At 67.8% G+C, this 20,673-nt stretch carries 18 protein-coding genes; 11 read left to right on the forward strand and 7 right to left on the reverse strand.

Going from position 1 to position 20,673, the window contains the following annotated elements:
* Positions 1-168: 168 nt before the first annotated feature.
* The 3 genes from PWF70_RS05810 (at position 169) to PWF70_RS05820 (ending at position 3,889) form a co-directional block, all read left to right on the forward strand.
* Entirely contained in the window at positions 169-1,644 is a 1,476-nt protein-coding gene (locus PWF70_RS05810; protein WP_155225088.1) for an aldehyde dehydrogenase family protein, read from the forward strand.
* A gap of 87 nt (positions 1,645-1,731) precedes the next feature.
* Complete coding sequence (locus tag PWF70_RS05815; protein WP_035753099.1) at positions 1,732-2,721, forward strand: cyclase family protein; 990 nt, start codon at positions 1,732-1,734, stop codon at positions 2,719-2,721.
* 55 nt (positions 2,722-2,776) lie between these two features.
* Positions 2,777-3,889 carry a Zn-dependent alcohol dehydrogenase gene (locus tag PWF70_RS05820; protein ID WP_035753097.1) on the forward strand — a complete coding sequence of 371 codons (1,113 nt, stop codon included), beginning with the start codon at positions 2,777-2,779 and terminating at the stop codon, positions 3,887-3,889.
* Positions 3,890-4,085: 196 nt separating this feature from the next.
* On the opposite strand, the gene PWF70_RS05825 is transcribed toward PWF70_RS05820, so the two are convergent.
* Entirely contained in the window at positions 4,086-5,363 is a 1,278-nt protein-coding gene (locus PWF70_RS05825; protein ID WP_158037458.1) for a cytochrome P450, read from the reverse strand.
* A 224-nt stretch (positions 5,364-5,587) separates the two neighbouring features.
* Here PWF70_RS05825 and PWF70_RS05830 point away from each other — a divergent pair, with 224 nt between their 5' ends.
* From PWF70_RS05830 to PWF70_RS05840, 3 genes are all read left to right on the forward strand, one after another.
* Positions 5,588-6,232 (forward strand): TetR/AcrR family transcriptional regulator, encoded by a 645-nt coding sequence (locus PWF70_RS05830; RefSeq protein WP_052362811.1) that lies wholly within the window; start codon positions 5,588-5,590, stop codon positions 6,230-6,232.
* A 189-nt stretch (positions 6,233-6,421) separates the two neighbouring features.
* Entirely contained in the window at positions 6,422-7,576 is a 1,155-nt protein-coding gene (locus PWF70_RS05835; RefSeq protein WP_042378079.1) for an amidohydrolase family protein, read from the forward strand.
* A gap of 4 nt (positions 7,577-7,580) precedes the next feature.
* Complete coding sequence (locus PWF70_RS05840) at positions 7,581-7,886, forward strand: hypothetical protein (RefSeq protein ID WP_042378078.1); 306 nt, start codon at positions 7,581-7,583, stop codon at positions 7,884-7,886.
* Between the two features lie 81 nt (positions 7,887-7,967).
* Here PWF70_RS05840 and PWF70_RS05845 read toward each other — a convergent pair whose 3' ends face one another.
* Genes PWF70_RS05845 through PWF70_RS05855 form a run of 3 tightly spaced genes read right to left on the reverse strand, consistent with a single transcriptional unit; the run spans position 7,968 to position 11,344 of the window.
* Positions 7,968-9,155, reverse strand: a complete 1,188-nt coding sequence (locus PWF70_RS05845; RefSeq protein ID WP_052362810.1) for an NAD(P)/FAD-dependent oxidoreductase — start codon at positions 9,153-9,155, stop codon at positions 7,968-7,970.
* Positions 9,152-10,132, reverse strand: a complete 981-nt coding sequence (locus tag PWF70_RS05850) for an acyl-CoA dehydrogenase family protein (protein ID WP_075862752.1) — start codon at positions 10,130-10,132, stop codon at positions 9,152-9,154. The genes PWF70_RS05845 and PWF70_RS05850 overlap by 4 nt, the downstream gene beginning before the upstream one ends.
* A 42-nt stretch (positions 10,133-10,174) precedes the next feature.
* The gene (locus tag PWF70_RS05855; protein WP_042378075.1) at positions 10,175-11,344 is read right to left on the reverse strand and encodes an acyl-CoA dehydrogenase family protein; all 1,170 of its coding nucleotides are present in this window, start codon (positions 11,342-11,344) and stop codon (positions 10,175-10,177) included.
* A gap of 114 nt (positions 11,345-11,458) precedes the next feature.
* Between PWF70_RS05855 and PWF70_RS05860 the strand changes: the two genes are divergently transcribed.
* The 5 genes from PWF70_RS05860 to PWF70_RS05880 all read left to right on the forward strand — a co-directional run bounded on the left by PWF70_RS05860 (position 11,459) and on the right by PWF70_RS05880 (position 17,104).
* Positions 11,459-12,439 carry a cyclase family protein gene (locus tag PWF70_RS05860; protein ID WP_035753079.1) on the forward strand — a complete coding sequence of 327 codons (981 nt, stop codon included), beginning with the start codon at positions 11,459-11,461 and terminating at the stop codon, positions 12,437-12,439.
* Positions 12,440-12,524: 85 nt separating this feature from the next.
* Positions 12,525-13,997, forward strand: a complete 1,473-nt coding sequence (locus PWF70_RS05865; protein WP_042378071.1) for an aldehyde dehydrogenase family protein — start codon at positions 12,525-12,527, stop codon at positions 13,995-13,997.
* A 56-nt stretch (positions 13,998-14,053) separates the two neighbouring features.
* Positions 14,054-14,536 (forward strand): DoxX family protein, encoded by a 483-nt coding sequence (locus PWF70_RS05870; RefSeq protein WP_042378070.1) that lies wholly within the window; start codon positions 14,054-14,056, stop codon positions 14,534-14,536.
* Between the two features lie 52 nt (positions 14,537-14,588).
* The gene (locus PWF70_RS05875; RefSeq protein WP_042378068.1) at positions 14,589-15,518 is read left to right on the forward strand and encodes an alpha/beta hydrolase; all 930 of its coding nucleotides are present in this window, start codon (positions 14,589-14,591) and stop codon (positions 15,516-15,518) included.
* A 17-nt stretch (positions 15,519-15,535) separates the two neighbouring features.
* Positions 15,536-17,104 (forward strand): MFS transporter, encoded by a 1,569-nt coding sequence (locus PWF70_RS05880; RefSeq protein WP_052362809.1) that lies wholly within the window; start codon positions 15,536-15,538, stop codon positions 17,102-17,104.
* Here PWF70_RS05880 and PWF70_RS05885 read toward each other — a convergent pair.
* The 3 genes from PWF70_RS05885 to PWF70_RS05895 are packed head-to-tail and all read right to left on the reverse strand — an operon-like array spanning position 17,071 to position 20,662.
* On the reverse strand, positions 17,071-17,799 hold the full coding sequence (locus PWF70_RS05885) for an ABC transporter ATP-binding protein (RefSeq protein WP_035753068.1): 729 nt from the start codon (positions 17,797-17,799) through the stop codon (positions 17,071-17,073). The genes PWF70_RS05880 and PWF70_RS05885 overlap by 34 nt on opposite strands.
* A complete protein-coding gene (locus PWF70_RS05890) occupies positions 17,796-18,647 on the reverse strand; it encodes an ABC transporter ATP-binding protein (protein ID WP_042378067.1) in 852 nt (283 codons plus the stop codon). Before PWF70_RS05890 ends, PWF70_RS05885 begins: the two co-directional genes overlap by 4 nt.
* Positions 18,644-20,662 carry an ABC transporter permease gene (locus tag PWF70_RS05895; protein WP_042378066.1) on the reverse strand — a complete coding sequence of 673 codons (2,019 nt, stop codon included), beginning with the start codon at positions 20,660-20,662 and terminating at the stop codon, positions 18,644-18,646. Before PWF70_RS05895 ends, PWF70_RS05890 begins: the two co-directional genes overlap by 4 nt.
* Between the last annotated feature and the right edge of the window lie 11 nt (positions 20,663-20,673).

Here is a 20,673-nt window from a genome sequence, read left to right on the forward strand (position 1 = left end):
CGCGGGGTCGTGCATCCTGGTCGACGTGGAACGCGCCGCTGTGGGGATGGTTCTGGGGCGAATCACCTCAACTCCTTGACGCCACCCCGGGTTATGGCTTTAATCACACTAAAGAACTTAAATGTTTAGTCGATTCGCCACGCCGGGGCGACCACACAAGGAGAGCCGATGACAAGCACCCTCGAGCCGACATCCGCCGGGCCCGTGGCGGACAAGGCCGCGATCTACCTGGCCGGCCGATGGCAGGAACCGGTCGCGGGTGAGCAGATCACCGTGGTCAACCCGGCAACCGGGTCGCCGGTCGCGAAACTCGCCGCCGCGGGTATCGACGAGGCGGACCGCGCGGTCGTCGCAGCCCGGGAGGCCCTGGACTCCGGAGTCTGGGCCGATCGGGACGCCACCGAGCGTGCCGCGACGCTCGTCGCCATCGCCGACGCGCTCGACGCCCGCACGGACTCGCTGGTGTCGGTGCTGATCGCCGACCTCGGGTTGCCGCGTTCCTTCGCCGAGTTCGTCAACCAGACGGCCGCGCAGATCTGGCGCGACGTCGCGGATCTCGCGACCGAGCTGCGCACCGAGGAGGTTCGCACCGGAGCGGGCTACAAGACCCTCATCCGTCGTGAGCCGGTTGGCGTGGTCGCCGCCATCGTGCCGTTCAACGCGCCGACGGCACTGGCCGCGGCCAAGATCGCCCCCGCCCTCCTGGCCGGGTGTTCCGTTGTGGTCAAGGCGGATCCGTACACACCGTTGGCGTCCTACATCCTCGCCGAGGTCTTCGACGAGGTCGGGTTGCCGCCCGGCGTCATCTCCGTGCTGCCGGCGGGCCGGGAGGTGGGCGCACACCTCGTCGCACATCCCGGCGTCGACTTCGTCAGCTTCACCGGAAGCACCGTCTCGGGGCGCGCGGTGATGAAGTCCGCGGCCGACCACATGGCCCGGATGACCCTGGAACTCGGCGGCAAGAGCGCTGCGGTGATCCTCGACGACGCCGATCCCGCTGCGGTCCTGCCGATGCTGGTCCCGCTGGCATTGGGACAATCGAGCCAGGTGTGCACCGCTCTCACGCGTCTCCTCGTCTCCGAGGAGAACCACGACATGTGGGCCGAACTGCTGGCCGGCGCGTTCGCGTCGCTCCCGGTCGGCGACCCCGCCTCACCCGACACGGTGATCGGGCCGCTGGTCAACGCCGACGCGGTCACGCGCTGCGAGCGGTTCGTCGCCGAGGCCGTCGAGGAAGGGGCCACCGTCCTCACCGGCGGAGAGCGACTCTCGTTGCCGGGCATGGAGAACGGCTACTTCTTCGCCCCGACCCTGCTCGACGGCGTGCGGCCCGACTCGACCGTCGCCCAGAACGAGGTGTTCGGCCCGGTCATCAGCCTGATCACCTACACCGACGTCGACGACGCGGTGCGGATCGCGAACGGGACCGACTTCGGCTTGGCTGCCGCGGTCTTCGGCACCGACGTCGATCGCGCCCTCGGCCTCGCCGACCGTCTCGACGCCGGTGTGGTGGCGGTCAACACACCCGGCACCGCCATGGCCCAGCCCTTCGGTGGATACAAGCAGTCGGGCATCGGGCGCGAAGGTGGTCCGGAGGGACTCGACCACTTTTTCGAGGTCAAGCAGATCCGGGTGCCGGAGTGAGCTCGCAGCTCAGCACTCCCCACCGGTCCCCACCCGAACAGCACTGTCCCGCAACAGCTTGCCCTGAACAGAAAGTGAGCATCACCAATGTCCGCTCCTGATCGTCCCGCATACGACGACCTGCCCTTCCTCGACGGGATGAAGATACGGTCGGCGTGGGGCCACTACGGCGCCACCGACGCCCTCGGCGCCCTCAACCTCATCACCCCGGACGTGGTCCGCGCCGCCGCAGATCTCGTCCACAGCGGCGAGCGGTTCGTCCTGTCGATGCCGCTGTCGCTTCCGGACCCGCCGTTCTTCGGCCGGGAACCGCTCAAGCACGAGTCGTTCACCACCTACCCCGACGTCACCGACGACCGGCTGGACAACTTCTACCCCCAGTCCGGAAGTCAGTGGGATGCGTTGGGCCACCATGGATACCCGGCCGAACGCGGATACTACAACGGCCGCACCGAGGCCGACGTGCTCGAGAAGGGCGAGCTCGGGATCGACGGTCCCGCGTCCCGCGGCATCGTGACACGCGGTGTACTGCTCGATGTGCCGCGTCATCTCGAGAAGACCGGCCAGGCATACGGACCCGAGAAGCGCTTCGAGATCAGTGCCGATCTCCTGGCCGAGATCGCCGCGGCGCAAGGAGTCGAACTGCGGGCGGGCGACATCCTCTGTGTCCGGACCGGATGGGTCGGATACTACAAGGGACTCGACGCCGCGGCACGCCGCGACCTCGCCGAGGCCAGTCACCGCCTCGCCTTCGAGACCGCGGGTCTCGGACCCGCCGAGGGAATCGCGCGACTCGTCTGGGAAACGGGCACCGTCGCCGTGGCCGTCGACAACCCCGGTGTCGAACCGTTCCCGCCGCCCATGGTCCTCGAACCCCAGCCCGGCCCGGACACCGAGAACCTGGTACACACGCACCTTCTGACCGCTCTCGGAGTGCATCTCGGAGAGTTCTTCGACCTCGACGCCCTCGCCGAAGCGTGTGCCGCGGACGGCCGCTACGACTTCCTGCTCACCTCGGCTCCGCTATGGGTCGACGGCGGCATCGGATCTCCGCCGAACGCGATCGCGATTCGCTGAGTGCGGTCACACCACAACCTTTTCCATGAGAACGGACGATGATGAACGGACACCGATGAAGACACGTGCGGCAGTGCTCCGCGAGCAGGGGAAACCCTGGGAGATCCTCGAACTCGACCTCGACGACCCGGGTCCCGGTGAGGTCCGTGTCAAGATGAAGGTCGCCGGCCTGTGCCATTCCGACAAGCACGTGAAAGTCGGTGGCGGGGCGCGGTTCCCGATCGTCGCCGGCCACGAGGGTGCCGGCGTCGTCGACGCCGTCGGCGAGGGCGTGGAGTCGGTGAAGACGGGCGACCCCGTCGCCATCTCCTGGATTCCGGCGTGTGGCCGGTGCCGCTGGTGCAACGACGGCCAGTCCAACCTGTGCGACCTCGGTGCCAACATGTTGACCGGTGAGCTCGCTGCCGGCGGCTTCCGTTTCCATTACGAGGGCGAGGATCTCGGTGGCGAGGGCGCCGTCGGCACCTTCTCCGAGTACACCGTCGTCAACGAGCGCTCGGTGGTGAAGATCGCCGAGGACACCCCGCTCGAGCACGCTTCGCTGGTCAGTTGTGGTGTGACCACCGGTTGGGGAGCCGTCGTCAACGCCGGCGGCGCCCGTCCGGGCGACACCATCGCGATCTACGGCTGCGGCGGCATCGGCACCAACGCGGTGCGTGCCGCAGCATCGCTGAGTCCCGATCTGCTCGTGGTGATCGAACCCGTCGAGTGGAAGCGCGACTTCGCCAAACGGCAAGGGGCCGATCTGGTCTTCGCCGACGCGGCGCAGGCACAGGCAGAGGTGTGGGAGCGGACCGGGGGTGTCGGTGTCGACATCGCGGTCGTCACCACCGGCGTCGCTTCGGCAGAGGTGACCGGGCAGGCGTTCGAGCTGACCCGCAAGGGCGGCAAGATCGTGCTCGTCTCGACCGCCGACGACATGACCGAGAACACCATCGTGCTCCCCGGGTCGTTGCTCACCTTCTTCCAGAAGACGATCGTGGGAACACTGTTCGGACACTGCAACCCGCACTCCGATGTCCCGCGACTCCTCGCGATGGCGCGAAACAGCAAGCTGAACCTCGAGGATCTGGTCACCAGGCGTTACTCTCTCGACGAGGTCAACACCGGATTCGACGACCTGCTCGACGGTGAGAACATCCGTGGCGTGATCATCTTCGACGACTAGTCGACTATCGGCTACAACCGGCATATCTCAGGGCCAGGGACCGACGTCCCTGGCCCTGACGTCGTTGCGCGAAAGGTGATCCCGCGGAGGGAGACTCGTCTCGACGGGATTCCAGGCGGCGCTGTCCAGATGACGGTGCCCCGGTGAGGAAATCCTCACCGGGGCACCGTCGTAGTGGCGCATCAGGTCACGGCGATCAGCCCAGTGTCAGCGGCAGGCTCTCCAGGCCCGCGACACCACCGCAGTGCATGCGTAGCTCGGTACCGGGGGTCACCTGGTAGTCGGGAATCCGACGGTGCCACTCCTCGAAGCTGATCCGCAGCTCGAGACGTGCCAGGTTCGAACCCGCGCAGCGGTGCGCACCTGCGGCGAACGCGAGGTGACGGTTGGGCCGGCGGAGGAAGTCGACGATCAGCGGATCGTCGAACTCCCGTGGGTCGCGGCAGGCCGAGCCGCTGTGCAGCCACACGCGGTCGCCCTTCTTCATCGCGACGCCGGCGAACTCGAGATCGTGGGTCACCGTGCGGGCGTCGTTGACGAAGCTGTTGTAGCGCAACAACTCCTCGATCGCGTTCGGGATGAACTCAGGGTCCGAGACGATCTGGGCGCGGTGCTCGGGGTTATCCGCGAGGAACCTGAACATCAGTCCGTGGGCGGCCGTTACGGTGTCGAGTCCGGCGATGAACAGCAGGAAGGACATCCGCAGCACTTCGTCGTGCGTGAGCTTCTCGCCATCGACCTCGCTGTTGAGCAGGATCGTGATCAGGTCATCGTTCTCGACGCCCGAGTCGATGTCGGCGGCACGCTCGCCGATCAGCTGCGTCAGGTACTTGGTGACCTCGCCGCCGGCTTCGCGCTTGCGCACCAATCCGTCGCCGATCTGCGAGCTGTGTAGGATCGCGCTCACCCAGCCGATGAACTTCTTGTGCTCCTCGAACGGCAGACCGAGCATCTCGGTGAAGATCCGCACGGGCAGCTGCTCGGCGTAGGCCTCCATGAATTCGATTTTGTCGCCGTTGTTTTCGAGGATATCGTCGATCAGCGCATTGGCGGTCGAGCGGATGTGGTCCTCCATGGCGCCGATCCGCTTGGGTCCGAAGACCGGGTTGATCAGCGCGCGGTACTTCTTGTGCTCCGGCGGGTCGAGTTCGATCGGGAGCATCTTCACTCCGCCGTAGCCGGGTCCGCCCGGGAGTCCGACCGGGGAGCTGGAGAAGTCCTCCGGACGCTGGAACACCTCGCGTTGGTCTTCCCATCGCGTGACCGCCCAGAAGCCCTCGTACGCGGGGCTGTAGAAGACGCGGTACTTCTCCCGGAGTTCGTCCATGAGCCCGATCGGGTCGATGTGGACGATCTCGTCGTTGTGGTGATCCACCCAGTGGACCAGCTCCTCCGGGACGTGCGGCGGCACTTCCACGCGCTCGGGAGGGACAGTGCCCGCAGCTGTGGTTGCTGCGGTCGCGTTCTCACTCATGGACATGCCTTTCTCGGGGTGTATTGCAGATCGGTGAAACGAGGTCGGGACAGATGTCGCGACGGGGGCTGAGAAACTGCGAAGTCGGGCGCTTCGCGTCTCATGGACGACGATAATGCGCTAGATCATATAGCTAATACTAGTGACAGCGCTCACAAAGGTCCAGTCCTGCGGGGAACCGCACGTCGTTGCGGTCGGGTCGCGGGGGGTGGCACGGTACGGGCATGCCTGATCCCGACCACATCGCCGGCGTGCGCATCGACGCACGCCGTGCCGAGTCGCCGTCTCCGCGTCGATCCCTCGCCCGCCGTCAGATCGCGGAGGCCGCCGCCCAGGTGTTCGCCGAACTCGGCTTCGTCGAGACGACGGTCGACGCGGTGGCCGAACGCGCCTCGGTGTCGGCGCGCACGGTGTACCGGCATTTCGGGAGCAAGGGTGCGTTGCTCGCAGCCGGATTCGCGGTCCGGATCTCGGATTACCTTGCACGGGTGTCTGATCTGCTCGACGGCGGAATGGGCCTCACCGCGAGCCTCGAGAACGCGGCGCGCAGCGGCTTCCTCGACGCGTCCGAGCACACCGAGGGTCTGGTCGCGGCGGCGTCGGACGAGGGGGAACTCTGGGCGCAGTGGCTCTGGGCTGCGCATCGTCAGCACGACGCACTGGCGCGGCTCATGTGTCGCGCCGACGGGCGGCCGGAGGAGGAGGCGATCGACGCGATCTGGCAGTTGCGCGCCGCGGCGCTCCTGAACTCCATCGTGACCGCTCACGAGGTGTGGGTTCGCTCCTCCGGGCGTCGGGAACTCGCGGATGTGCTCGCCGAGGCGATCCGGGCATTGGCGCCGATTCTGAGCGACCGGCCTGACGCCTGACGATGCGGGGGCGGCCTGACGCCTGACGATGCGGGGGTGGCCCCGGCTTGGCGAATGATGAGTGATCTGGCACACTCCAATAGTGTCAGTTTGTGACACTCAAATAGATAGCTATTCAGGCCAGAGGATTGGCAGGAATTCCGCACCGGATTCCGCAGCCAACGGGGGCCGAGTCAGTGAGGACGTCCCATGCCATTGCAAGACCACATGCAACTCATCTCGACTGACGACCATCTGATCGAGCCGGCGAATCTGTGGACCGATCGCCTCCCGCGCAGATTCATCGAGCCCGGACCCCGGATCATCGAGAAGGTCATGAACGACCCCAACCGTCCGGCACACGTCTGGACGATGGAGGGCAAGATCTACCCGTACATCGGACTGAATGCGGTGGCGGGGAAGAAGCCCGAGGAGTTCGGTGCCGAACCGGTTCGCTTCGACGACATGCTGCCGGGCTGCTACGACCCGAAGGCGCGCGTCATCGACATGGACATCGACGGTGTACAGGCGGCGCTGTCGTTCCCGTCCTTCCCGAAGTTCGCCGGCACCATCTTCCTGCAGGCGCAGGATCGTGAGTTGGCACTGCTGTGCGTGCAGGCGTGGAACGACTACGTGCTCGACGAGTGGTGCCCCACTGCTCCGGACCGGTTCATCCCCTTGTCGATCCTCCCGCTGTGGGATGCCGATCTGTGCGTGCAAGAGATCCATCGGGTCGCGGCCAAGGGTGCGAAGGCCATCTCCTTCCCCGAAAATCCGGTGCCGCTGGGACTTCCCTCGTTCCACACCGATCACTGGGACGGTGTCTTCTCGGCATGTGAGGAGACCGGCCTGCCACTGTGCGTGCACTTCGGTACGTCCGGCAAGCCCCCGATCACCGCGGAGGAAGCGCCGATGGCGGTCATGATCGCACTGTTCGGCTGCAACTCGATGTACGCGACCGCGGACCTGTTGTTCTCGCCGGTCTTCCACCGCCACCCGAAGCTGAAGTTCGCGCTCTCCGAAGGGGGTATCGGCTGGGTGCCCTACATGCTCGAGCGCATCGACGCCACCTGGGAGAAGCACCGCTTCTATCAGAACGTCAATCAGACGGTGCGGCCGTCGGACCTGTTCCGCAAGCACATGTACGGCTGCTTCATCGAGGACGACCACGGCATCGCGAACCGTCACCTGGTCGGCATCGACAACATCACGTGGGAATGCGACTACCCCCATTCGGACTCCAACTGGCCCAACAGCCGCAAGGTCGTCACCGAGGCCATGCTCGACGTGCCCGACGAGGACGTCGAGAAGATGGTGGAGACCAACGCGCGCAAGCTCTTCGACTTCCCGCGTCTGGACGCGTGAGGCCATGAGCGCACAGGCATCGGCGAACAACAACCGCGAGCAGATCGAACAGGTCGAACAGATCAAGGCCGCGGACTGGACCGACATGGATCTGCTCACCCGGGATCTCGCCGGAGAGCTGCTCGACGGCGAGATCGAGGCGGAGGAGAAGCGGGTGGCGGCGGTGACCGACGATCCGGGGCTGACCGACGAGCAGCGCGAGTCGGCGATCATGTTGCGGCAGCGCCGGATCGAGGCGATGCGTTCGGTCCGTTCCGACCTCGCCGCGGCGGCGGATGCGCCCGCGACCACTCCGCACCCGCTCACCTGACACGGGCGACCGGATCCACACGGCAGCGGCCTGGCTCCCTATCGGGGGCCAGGCCGACGTCGTTGTCGTGGAAGCTGACGTTCAGGCCGGTGCGGCGGCGACCTGTTCGGTCAGCTCCCGGACCAGAGGTGCCGATTCCTTCACGAAGCCGACCGACAGGACACCGACGAGTTCGCCGTCCTTCTCGCAGCGGGCCAGGAACTGTCCGTCCCAGTCACCGGCGGTGAGGATGTGATCGTCTGCGGCGCCGGGGAATCCGTAGCCGTCGAGTCGGATGCCACCCTGTTCGGTCCAGAACCCCGGTACGGAACCGAAGGTGGACGACGTGCCGATGATCGACGAGGCGACGTGCCGAGCCGACTCGCCCGCGTGTGTCCAGTGCTCGAGCCGCCGGCGTAGCCCGCCGAGGAGCGACTGCGGTGCCCACGCGACGTCGCCGACGGCCCAGACGTTCAGTGCGTCGACCACGCGTAACGTGTCGTCGACCGGAACCCCGAAGTTCACGTCCAGTGGCGTCGTCGCCAGCCATTCGACATTGGGGACGGAGCCGACCGCCTCGATCACGATCGAGGCGACGACCTCGGACCCGTCGTCGAGCACCACGGAACGAAGAGCGTTGTCGCCGAGCAGATGCGACGCGGTGCGTCCCGTCCGGAAGGTCACCCCCGCGGCCTCGGATCGGCGACGCAGCGACGTCGCGGCGGCTGCCCCGAGAGCCCCGACGAGCGGTTCGGCCTCAGGTGCGACGACGGTGACGGTGTGGCCCTGTCCCGCCAGGGTCCAGGCGAGTTCGGTGCCGAGGAATCCCGCACCGAGGATCGCGACGACGCGCGGGCCGTCCAGAGTGCGAGCCAGCGCCTGCGCATCCGCGACAGTTCGCAAGACGTGGCGCCCGCCCGTCGGACCGGACAGGTCTGGCCCGGGTAGATCAAGACGGCGCGGACGCACGCCGGTCGCCGCGACGAGGTGGTCGTACTCCACCGTGGTGTCGTCGCTCAATCGGACCCGGGCGGCGGCGAGGTCGGCTTCGACGACGCTCGTGCCCAGGCGCCACTCGAATTCGACGCCTTTGCGCATCCGCAGTCCGACATCGGCGGCGGTGATGTCGCGGTGGAGTGCGGACTTGGACAGGGGAGGACGGTTGTAGGCCGGGAGCTCCTCCTGAGACACGATGACCACGTCACCGTCGAAGCCCTTGGTACGCAACGTTTCGGCGGTCCGCATACCGGCCAGTCCGCCGCCCGCGATCACGACGCGGCCGGCGCTCACGGGGTCACGCCCTCGCCGGCGATCAGCTCTCGCGCCAGAACCGCGCCGCGTGGGCCGATCCGGTCGAGCAGGGTCGCGCGTTCGAGATACAGATGAGCGTCGTGGTCCCAGGTGATGCCCATGGCGCCGTGGGTCTGGATGGCCGCCGAGGTGGCGGCGGTCGCGGCGCGGGTCGCGAGCAGACGAGCTGCGGCGATCTCCCAGCCCGCACCCTCCCGGTTCTCGGCGGCGGCCGTCGCCGCGAAGAACAGCTGGGCATCGGCGGCCTCGAGCGCCACGCCGACGTCGGCGAGACGATGCTTGATCGCCTGGAAGGAGCCGATCGGTTTGCCGAAAGCCTCACGGTCTCGCGCATAGTCGACGGCCATGTCCAGACTTGCCGAGGCGATGCCGATCTGCGCCGCGGCGATGGCGAGGGTTGCCTGCGAGCTGACCGACGCGTCGGCGCTCACCAGCACCTCCCCGAGCGTGGCGACCTTCAGTGCAGGTGTCGCGGGGTCGATGAGGTCGGCGGGCCGGGCATCGCCGGCCGTTACGGCGGTGACCGTCGTCGAATCGGCGAGTACCGAGACCGCAAGGGAGGTTTCGGTATCGGCGTCGAGCAGAAGGTACCCGGTGCTCGTCGACAGTGCGATGGCCGCCACCGCATCGCCGGCGAGCAGTCGCTTGAGCAGGGCCTCGTCGCCGGCGACGGCGGCCGCCGTCGCCGCGACCGTGGTGGCCAGCAATCGCAGCGGTGCGAGGGCGCGACCCGCTTCGCGGTGGGCGATGGCCAGTTCCTTCGTCGACAGGCCCAGGCCGCCGGCCGATTCGGCGACGGTCAGCCCGAACCAGCCGAGTTCGGCGCTGCTGGCGACCGGCGAGCCGACCTCGGCGCCGTCGGCGATGGAATGGGCCGGTGCCGCACCGGCGTTCGCGGCGAAATAGTCCCGCGCGAGGTCGGCGATCGCGCGTTCGTCGTCGAGTAGTAGGTCCATGATCTTCCAATCAGGTTCGGGTGTGGTTGGCGTGGCGTCGGGTCATCTGGGCAGTCCGAGTACGCGGTCGCCGATGATGTTGCGCTGGATCTCGGAGGTTCCGGCACCGACGGTGCGCGCGAAGTCCCAGAGCCACAGGCCTGACCAGCCGTCCTCCCAGTACGGAGTGAACTCCAGACCGTCGGCGGCGAGCACCTTCATCGCCAGGCTCGCGACCTGCTGCCGCAGTTCGGCGAAGTACAGCCGGATGATGGACCCCTCGGGTCCGGGTACACCGCCGCGGACCGACTTCGACACGCTGCGGTAGCTCATCGCGCGCAGCGCGGCGACGCTCGCACGCAGGTCGGCGAGTTCGGCTGCGACGGTCTCGTCGTCGATGGCCCGGCGGTTACCCGACGGCGCGTCGTAGCGTGTGCACAGCTCGATGAGTTCGTCGACGGCGTGGGACAGTTCGAGCTGTTCGGTGAGGAAGGCCGACCCGCGCTCGAAACCGAGCGTGTTCATCGCGACCGTCCATCCGTTGCCCAGTCCGCCGACCACATTGGCGAGCGGAACGCGAACGTCGTCGTAGAAGACCTCGCAGAAGTGATGGTTGCGGGCGAGTGTCTTGATGCGCCGGATCTCGATGCCGGGGGAGTCCAGCGGCACGAGCACCCACGAGAGTCCCTGGCGTTTGGGGGCATCGGGATCGGTGCGGAACAGGCAGAAGTGGTAGTCGGCGACGTCGGCGTAGCTCGACCACACCTTCTGGCCGTTCACCACGAGCTCGTCGCCGTCGACGACGGCGCGGGTCCGCACCGAGGCGAGGTCGGAGCCGCCGGAGGGCTCGGAGAATCCTTGCGACCAGATCTCCTCGCCGCGCAGGATCCTGGGGAGGTGTTCGGCGCGCTGCTCATCCGTGCCGCGCAGCGCCAGCGTCGGGCCGCCGTAGAAGACCGCCGGGAACGAGGTGCCGGTGTACGGGGCCTTCGCCCGCGCGTACTCCTCGTACCAGATGAGTTGCTTGACCACCGAGAGTCCGAGGCCGCCGTACTCGCGCGGCCAGGACACCCCGGCCCACCCGCCGTCGAATTGTGTGCGTTGCCAGGCGTTGTCGAAGTCCCGCATCGCCTGGCCGTCCTCGGGCCGTCGCTCGGCGGGGACGTTGTCCCGCAGCCAGACGCGGGCTGACTCCCGGAACTCGATGTCCTCGGGATCGAAATGCAGGTCCACGTGACCTCCTCACTCGGCCGGAGCCGGCGGCACACGAGGCGCCTGACCGGCGGGTTGGATCGATCATGCCGGATCCATTGTTATTAGTCTAATTAGATAATTAATATGGCTACTATGCGGCTTCCAGGAGATGAACAGCTCGACGCATGGCGTCCACCCACCTACACCGTGTCGGCCGACGGCAAGGTCGACGGCGCGCGCGCCGGCACACCCAACAACTGGGGTCGATGGGGCGACCACGACCAGCGTGGCACCGCCAACCTCCTCACCGCCGATCGCGTCGTCGAGGCCGGCCGGGAGATCCGTACCGGCAAGTCCTTCTCGCTGGCACTCCCGATCGGCAAACGATCCCCGTTGGTGGGCAGCCGGGTGGCGACGATCCACACCTTCACCAGCTCCACCGTCGACGACATCGTCGGCGATTCATCGGCGCTCGGGTTCCAGACCTCCGACGACGTCGTCGTGATGCCGCTGCAGGGTGCGACCCAACTCGACGGTCTCGCCCACGTCGCCGCGGACGACACCATGTACAACGGCTACTGGGCGGGACTCACCACGGCGCGCTCCGGGGCGCGTCGTCTGGGTATTCATCACCTGGCGAACGGCCTGGTCGGGCGTGCCGTGCTCGTCGACGCCGGACGTCACCTCCAGCTCGATCCCTACACCGGCGTGGTCGACGTCGACGGACTGGAATCGACGCTCGCGGCAGCCGGGGTGACGGTGGAGCCCGGTGACATCCTGCTCATCAGAACGGGATGGCTGGGTGCGTTCCTGTCGGCGGAGAAGTCGCCGCGTACCCGGTCGGCCGGGCTGGCCCCGTCCACCGCGCAGTGGCTGGCCGACGCCGACGTGGCGCTGGTCGCCACCGACACCCGCACCGTCGAGGCGCTGCCCAACCCGGAGGGCGACGCCGTCCTGCCACTCCACATCGCGGCACTGCGAGACCTTGGCCTGCTGCTCGGCGAGCTCTTCGACCTCGACGACTGGGCGCGGGACTGTGCCGAGGACGGCGTCTACACCGGCATGTTCGTCGCGGCGCCGCTGCCGGTGGTCGGGGGAGTGGGATCTCCCCTCAACCCGTTGGTGCTGAAGTGAGTCCGACGAGCGCCGCGTTCCGGCGACCGACGGCCCCGGGGTCGCCGACCCCCTGCCAGGAATCTTTCGACAAGAGGAGACAACCGTGATCGACAAGGCGCAGCTGTACATCGACGGGCAGTGGACCGACGGGGCCGAGGGCCGTCGGATGGTGGTGGTCAACCCGGCCACCGAAGAGGAGTTCGCGACCGCCGCGGTGGGTTCGGCCGCCGACTGTGACCGCGCGATCGCCGCGGCGCGGCGCGCCTTCGGCTCCGGGCCGTGGCCGGCGATGAGCAGGCCGGAACGTTCGGAGATGCTGGGCCGGTTCGCCGTGGAACTGCGTGCGCGTGTCGACGCACTCGCCGAGGCCGTCACCGCCGAGACCGGTGCGCCGTCGGCCTCGGTGCGTGCCGTCCACCTGCTCGCACCGCTGGGCCACCTGGACCACTACGTCGAGCAGGCGCGTCAGCCGGACACCACATCGCTTCCGCTGCAAGTCAATCCGCGACCGGACGGATCATCGTGGCTGGGTGGGTCGGTCCTGGTCCGTGAGCCAGTGGGGGTCGTCTCGGCCATCACCGCGTACAATTTCCCGTTCCATCTCAACATCGCCAAGCTCGGCCCGGCTCTCGCGTGCGGCAACACCGTGGTGCTCAAACCGTCGCCGAACACCCCGCTCACCGCCGCGCTGATGGCCGAGGCTGCCGAGGCGGCGGGCTTCCCGCCGGGCGTCGTCAACGTGGTCAACGGGGGCGCAGATGTCGGTGCGTTGATGTGCACGGACCCCCGCGTCGACCTCGTCTCGTTCACCGGCTCAGAGGCTGTCGGGGCCGCTGTGTCCGCGCAGGCGGCCCCGACCATCAAGCGTGTGCTCCTCGAACTGGGTGGGAAGTCGGCGATGATCGTGCGTGCCGACGCCGACCTCGACGCCGCACTGGCGATGGGCCTGGGCAGCGTGGTGACCCAGTCAGGACAGGGATGCGCTCTGACGACAAGGCATCTGGTGCACGCCGACATCTATGACGACTACGTCGCAGGCCTCGCCGACCGCGTGCGCGCGATCCAGGTGGGCGACCCGACCGATCCGTCGACCGCGATGGGTCCTCTCATCAGCGCCGTGCAGCGGGAGAAGGTCGAAGGGTTCATCGGCGACGCCACGGCTGCTGGCTCGAGGCTCGTGGCGGGCGGTGGTCGGCCCGCGGATCTGGACAAGGGGTTCTTCGTCGAGCCCACGGTGTTCGCCGACGTCGACAACTCGTCCCGCCTGGCGCAGGAGGAGGTCTTCGGACCGGTCGCGGCGGTGATGTCCTTCCGCGACGACGACGAGGCGGTCGCGCTGGCCAACGACTCGAACTACGGGCTGGGCGGAGCGATCTTCTCCGCCGACGCCGGACGCGCCTTCGAGATGGCGCGCCGCATCCGCACCGGCCAGGTTCACATCAACGGCGGCTCCGGTGCCTCCCCGGGCTGGGATCCGTTCGGCGGTTACAAGCGGTCGGGCCTCGGCCGCGAACTCGGGGACGCGGGCATCGCCGACTACTCCGAGATCAAGACCATCAAATACCACGCAGGCTGATTCGGCCTGCGCCAGAGAGGAGTACGACGATCGACGCCATCGACATCGGCCTCGCGATGATACGCATCGCGGTGGGGCTGACCTTCGCGGCACACGGATTCAACAAGTTCTTCGGCGGCGGCCGCATACCCGGCACCGGGCGGTGGTTCGATTCGATCGGGATGCGCCCCGGCCGGATGCAGGCTCTGCTCGCCGCGTCGACGGAGGTGATCGCTGGGCTGCTGCTGGCGGCCGGGCTGCTGACCTCCTTCGCCGCGGCCGGTGTCGTCGCGGTGATGCTCGTCGCCGCCTGCACAGTGCACCGCGACGGCGGGTTCTTCGTCAACGGCAACGGCTGGGAGTACAACATGATCCTCGCCGCGATGGCCGTCGGCGTCGCGATCACCGGCCCCGGCGGGCTGTCCGTCGATCATCTCCTCGGGTCCGCGCCGCTGTTCGACAGTTGGTGGGGACTGGTCATCGGACTCGGCGGCGGGCTCCTCGCCGGGATCGGCCTGCTCCTCGCGTTCTACCGACCGACCACGCCTGCGCTCGCGTGACCGTTCGCGCCGTTTCCGTTTCCCTGCACCACGACTCGAGAGGCATCCCCGGATGATCGACACCACCGGACTCCACCCGGAACTCGCGGCGATCGCGCCGCATCTCCCGGATCTGGCACTCGACGACCCCGTCGCCGCGCGTGCCGCCGGGCGGGCACTCGTCGAACAGGCGAGTGCCGGTGCGCCGCCGCTGGACCTGTCCGGCATCGTCTGCGAGGAGATCGAGGTCGCGGCTCCCGACGGGCCGGTCGCGGTGACCGTCTACCGACCGGTGGGGGTGGACAAGCCCGCCGCCGTGATCAACATCCACGGCGGTGGGTTCGTGATGGGAGACCGGGAATCCATTGAGGCCCAGTGCGTCTCCTGGACCCGCGAGCTCGGGATCGCGGTGGTGAACCCCGACTACGGCCTCGCTCCCGAACGTCCGTGTCCCGGAGCGCTCGAGGACTGTTATGCGACGCTGCGGTGGGCGGACGACCGCGCGAACGGCTTCGACGTCGACCGGCTCGCCGTGGCAGGCAGCAGTGCGGGAGCGTGTATCGCGGCCGGGGTCGCGCTGATGGCCCGTGATCGGGGCGGGCCGTCGCTGGCGTTCCAGATGCTCGGTTGCCCCGTGACCGACGATCGAGCGACGACGGAGTCGGCGATGCGCTTCACCGACACCCCGGTGTGGAACCGCGCCAAGGTGGTGCAGTCGTGGAACCTGTACGCGGGCAACGATCGCCGGCACCTCGGCAGCTACGGTGCGCCGGCACGCGTCGACGACCTGTCCGGGCTTCCACCGAGCTTCGTACTCGTGGCGGGACTCGATCCGCTCAGGGATGAGGGAATCGCATACGCGCAACGGATGATCGACGCCGGGGTGCCGACCGAGCTCCATGTGGCGCCCGATGTGTGCCATGGGTTCACATCGCTGCCGGGATCCCGTAGCGCGCACTTCGCGGCCGTCCAGACCACCGCTCTCGCAAGAGCGTTGGCCTGACCGGCCGTCGCCGATCGGTGGCCACCGAACAGGGCAACCGGCCGCTCGCCGAGTACCTTGCTGTGGGCGCCGCGATCGGCGGCGTGGTCGCATACTCGCTGCTGCAGGCGATGCTCGTACCCGTCCTCCCCTCGCTACGGGAGAAATTCGGGGTCACCACATCGGATGTGGCCTGGATACTGACGGGCTTCCTGCTGTCGTCTGCCGTCAGCACACCGGTGGTCGGGCGGCTCGGAGACATCCGCGGGCTCAAGCGGATGTACCTGTTCGCGCTGGCGTGCCTGGCCGCCGGTGCGTTGATCGCCGCGTGTGCGCCGACCCTCGCCGTGTCGGTCGCCGGTCGAATTCTGCAGGGGGTGGGCGGCGGTATCATCCCGCTGGCATACGGCATCCTGCGAGCGATCCTGCCGTCCCACCGGCTTCCGGCCATGATCGGTGTGGTCGGGGGAGTCGCGGGTATGGGCAACGCGACCGGAACCGTGCTCGCCGGGCCGATCCTGCAGTACCTCGGCTATGCCTGGCTGTTCCTGATACCCGCTCTGCTCTGCGTCATCTCGGGAATCGTGGTGGCCATCGTGGTGCCGTCCATTCGTGCAAAGAGCGACACGAAGATCAATGTCGCCGCGGCCGTCCTCCTGGCCGGGTGGCTGTCGACTGCGCTCATCGTCCTCGGCCAGGGAAGCTCGTGGGGATGGACATCGCGGACGACGATCCTGGCTGCGGTGCTGAGCGTCGTGGCGTTCGCGGCCTGGATTGTGTCCGAACTGAGGTCGAGGCATGCGCTCATCGACGTGCGCCTGATGGTGTCCACTCGTGCAGTCGCTGCCTCGCACACGATCTCGTTGCTGATCGGGTTCGTACTGTTCGGTGTCTTCGCTCTTCTGCCTGCCTACCTACAGGATTCGGGCGGCGGCTTCGGACTGTCGAGTGCGTCCGTGGGGCTGTACATGGTGGCTTTGAGCCTCGGTATGTTCGTCGTGGGTTTCGTGGCGGGCAGATTGATCCGGCGCCTCCGGTCACGGGCCATGGTCGCGCTCGGCTCGGCGGTGGTCGCCTCGGTGCTGCTGACACTGGCGCTCGCCGAGCACGGCTCGTCGGTGCGCTGGGCCCTCACACTCGTCATGGGGCTCGGCTTCGGCTGCTGTTTCCCGGCGATATCCACGGTCGTGGTGATGTCGGTCGACCCCGGAGACACTGCTCAGGCGAGCGGCGTCAACGCCAATCTGCGCACGATCGGCGGTGCGGTCGGCACGGTAGCGGTGACCGGAATCCTGACCATGGCCGCCTCGGTGGGTACACGAACCGGATTCGCGGTCGGCTTCGCGGTGCTGGCGGCCGTGGCGATCGTCGCCTCCGTCTGTGCCGCAACGCTTCTTCCACGTCGACCGCGTCGGCGGTCCACCGAACAACCCCTCATCCGCGCCGGTCACCCGGCGGCCGTCGGATTGACGCCGAGCACGACGCGCCCGGTGAGCGAAGAACCAGGAGACGAAGAACCCCACCGCTCCTCGAGAAGTGGTGGGGTTCGCCGTCTTCGGTCGGACGAGGAGGACTACGCGGACGACGTGCGTCCGGAGGGGACGTAGTGTTCCTCGACCGCCTCCGCTGCTCCGTCGGCGGGACCCTGCCAAGCGAGGCCCCCGCGTCGGATGACCAGTGCGGAGTCGGCCATCGCCAGACTCCGGTGGACGAACTGCTCGATCATGAGGATCGAGGTGCCGGCCGCAGCAGCGGCCGCGAGCCCCTCGAACACCATGTCCACCATTTTCGGGGCCAGGCCCAGCGACATCTCGTCGGCGATGACGAGCGGCGGGCGCAACGCCAATGCCCTTGCCAGCGAGAGCATCTGCTGCTCACCACCGGACAGCGTGCCGGCACGCTGTCCCAGTCGCTCGGCGAGCACGGGGAAGTACTCGACGGCCCGATCGATGTTCTCAGACCGCTGCTCGCGAGGGTGGCTCACCGTGGCCATGCGGAGGTTGTCGCCCACGCTGAGCCCGGGGAAGATGCCGCGGCCCTCGGGCAGGTACATCAGTCCCGCTCGAGCGATCTGGTCGGCTCGCCTGCCGACGAGGTCGGTCCCGTCGAACAGGATGGATCCCGCGCTGGGACGGACGAGTCCGCAGAGTGCTCGGGCCAGGGTCGTCTTTCCCGCGCCGTTGGTACCCAGAACGGCCGTGACGGAACCGGCCCGGACGTCGAACGACACGTCGTGCAGTGCGAGTGCCGGGCCGTACCGCACGGAGAGGTTGCGTACTTCGAGGACGTGGTCGGTTGTCATCGGGGGAGTCCTGCCGGTTCGGGTGCGGGCGAGTCGGGTGCTGCTGTGCCGGGGTCGTCGCCGAGGTAGGCGGCGCGGACGGCCGGGTCACGACGGATCTCCTCCGGTGTGCCGTGCGCGATGAGCTTGCCGAAGTCGAGCACGTACACCTCATCGGACAGCCCGAGCACCAGGTCGACGTCGTGTTCGACGAGGACCAGGGCCACCGAATGGCGGATCCTCGCGTCCCGCAGGACCTGTGCGAGGTCGCGTGTCTCGGATTCGTCGAGACCGGATGACGGGTCGTCGAGCAGCACCACTCGTGGATCGGTGATGAGCGCTCTGCCGACCTCCACCCGGCGCGCGACGCCGAGGGGCAGGCCGACGGCGAGTCGTTCGGCGTCGTCGGTCAGCGACAGATCCTCGAGCAGTGCGTCGACCGTGTCGTCCCGGGTGGCCGTCGACATCCGCAGACCCGACACTTTGAGCAGGTCGGTCCAAAGCCGTCGCGGGGCCGACCGGACCCGCTTGGCCAGCACCAGGTGTTCGCGGATCGTCAGGTCCGAGAACAACTCTGGATGCTGGAAGGTGCGGGCGACGCCCATTGTCGCGCGATGTTGGGGTCCGCTGCGGCGTGTCTGCTCGACGCCGTCGATGAAGACCGAGCCCGACGTCGGCCGGAGGTACCCGGACATGACGTTGAACAGGGTGCTCTTGCCGGCGCCGTTGGGCCCGACCAGGCCGACGATCGAGGCGGGCGCCACGCGCACGCTGACGTCGGCGAGGGCCACCAGGCCACCGAACTTCTTCGTGATGTCGGCGGTGGACAACACGAGGTCACCGGTCGTTCGGCTCTCGGTGTGTTTCACCGTGCTACCCCTTCCCGGGCGGGTTGTGGTGCGGGCGTGATCATGTCGTCACCGGGCGGAGGCGTGGCGGAGGGTGGTCCGCCGACCCGTGCCCGCAACCGACTTGCGAGACCGGCGATCTGACGTGCCTGGGTCGCGACGACCCCGTCGGGGTCACGCGCGACGAGGATCGCGCCGACACCGAACAGGACGGTCGGCAGGTCGCCGATCTCGTGCGGGAAGTAGGTTGTGAAGATCCCGGGGAACACCGTGAGTGCCATGCCGGCGAAGAGTGCCGCGACGTTCGAACGCACACCCATGGTGACGAGGACCGCGAGCCAGACCATGCCGAGGATGGCCGAGTAGGTCAGCGGGGTGGCCGCCCCTGCGTACAGCGCCATCATCCCGCCGCCGACACCTGCTGTTGCCGAGGCGAGTACCGCGACCATCAGCTTGGCCTGCACCACGTTGATCGCGATCGACCGCGCGCCGGCTTCGCTGGATCGGACCGCGGCCAGGGCCAGGCCGGCCGTGGACCGACGGAAGTTGAGGACCACGAGGGAGGCGAGAGAGAAGATGATCAACCCGAAGTACAGGAAGTCCGCGTCGCCGTCGAGCCAGTCCGGTCGCAGCAGGGCAATTCCTGCACCACTGTTCTCGATCCACTCTCGGGTGAACATCATCGTCTGGATCAACAGGGCGAAACTCAGCGTCACCAGCGCGATGTACAGATTGCCCAGGCGGATCGTGACGAGACCGATCACGAGGCCGAACAGGGAGGTGACCACACCCGCCGCGAGCAGTGCCCCGATGACGGGCCACTCGAACTCGGTCACCAGTTGTGCCGTGGTGACCGCGCCGATCCCGGCGAGCGCCGCCTGACACAGCCACACCATGCCGCCCTGGCCGGTCAGCAGGGTGAAGGAGAGGAAGACGACGGCCATGCAGATGCCCTGGGCGACAAGGCCTACCCAGTAGTTCGGAAGGACCTGGGGCAGCAGGGCCACGCACACGATCGCGATCAGCACGCCGGGGGCGAAGAGGGGTCCACGGGAACCGTGCGAGAGGCGCCGCGAAGCTCCCTCGGCGACCTTCGCGGTTCCGGTGTCCACCACCGCGATCGCACGGTCCAGTGCGCCGCCGACACCGGTGTCCTCGTCGGCGCCCTTGCCGGTGACGCGATAGTAGAGCAGCACCGCGAGCATCAGCGCGAACGGCGTGCTGGCAACTACGGCGGTGGTCCAGCTGCTGTCGGAGGGCAGCTGGCTCTGGATGACGGTCGTCAGCCATCCGATGAGCAGACCGGCCGCGATGGCGATGCCGATCTTGACGAATCGTGCGATGACCACCGCCGCGAATGCAGCGCTCACCAGGAGGACGAACTGATCCGACGACAATCCGACGGTCGGCGCCACGAGGACCCCGGCGACACCGGCGAGGAATGAGCTGAATGCCCAGACCCCCACCGACACCAGCCGCGTGTTGACCCCGACGAGCTGCGACATCGCCTCGGTGTCGACCATCGCCCGCACCACCAGGCCGACCTGGGTGAACTTCAGCACCAGTCCGCCGGCGACCACCAGCAGCACCAGGGCGCCCATCATCAGCACCTGGTTGAGGTTGATGGCGACGCCGCCGATCCGGTACACCGCGACCGGCTCGGGAGCGAGGCCAGGGACAACGGTCACCGCGAGGTCGCCGAAGATGAGCCGGCTGGCAGCGGGGAGGGCTACCGAGAGCCCGATCGTCGCGACGATCTTGATGAGCGTCGACGACCGTCGGATGTGTTGGAACAAGGCGTAATAGAGCACGACGCCCAGCGCCGGACCGCCGATGACCACCGCTATGACGAACGACGGGAGGATGCCCATGCCCTGTTCGCTGTGCAGGAAATAGTAGAAGCGTGCCAGGAAGAACGCCATCGGACCGAATGCGAAGTTCAGTACGCCGGCAGATACATAGGTGATGACCAGCCCTGAGGCGACGATCGCGTAGATCGAGCCCAGAGCGAGTCCGGCCACCGTGAATTCAAGCATGGGTCAACCCA

This window comes from Gordonia sp. Swx-4 (assembly GCF_030316175.1).
Classification (GTDB): domain Bacteria; phylum Actinomycetota; class Actinomycetes; order Mycobacteriales; family Mycobacteriaceae; genus Gordonia; species Gordonia alkanivorans.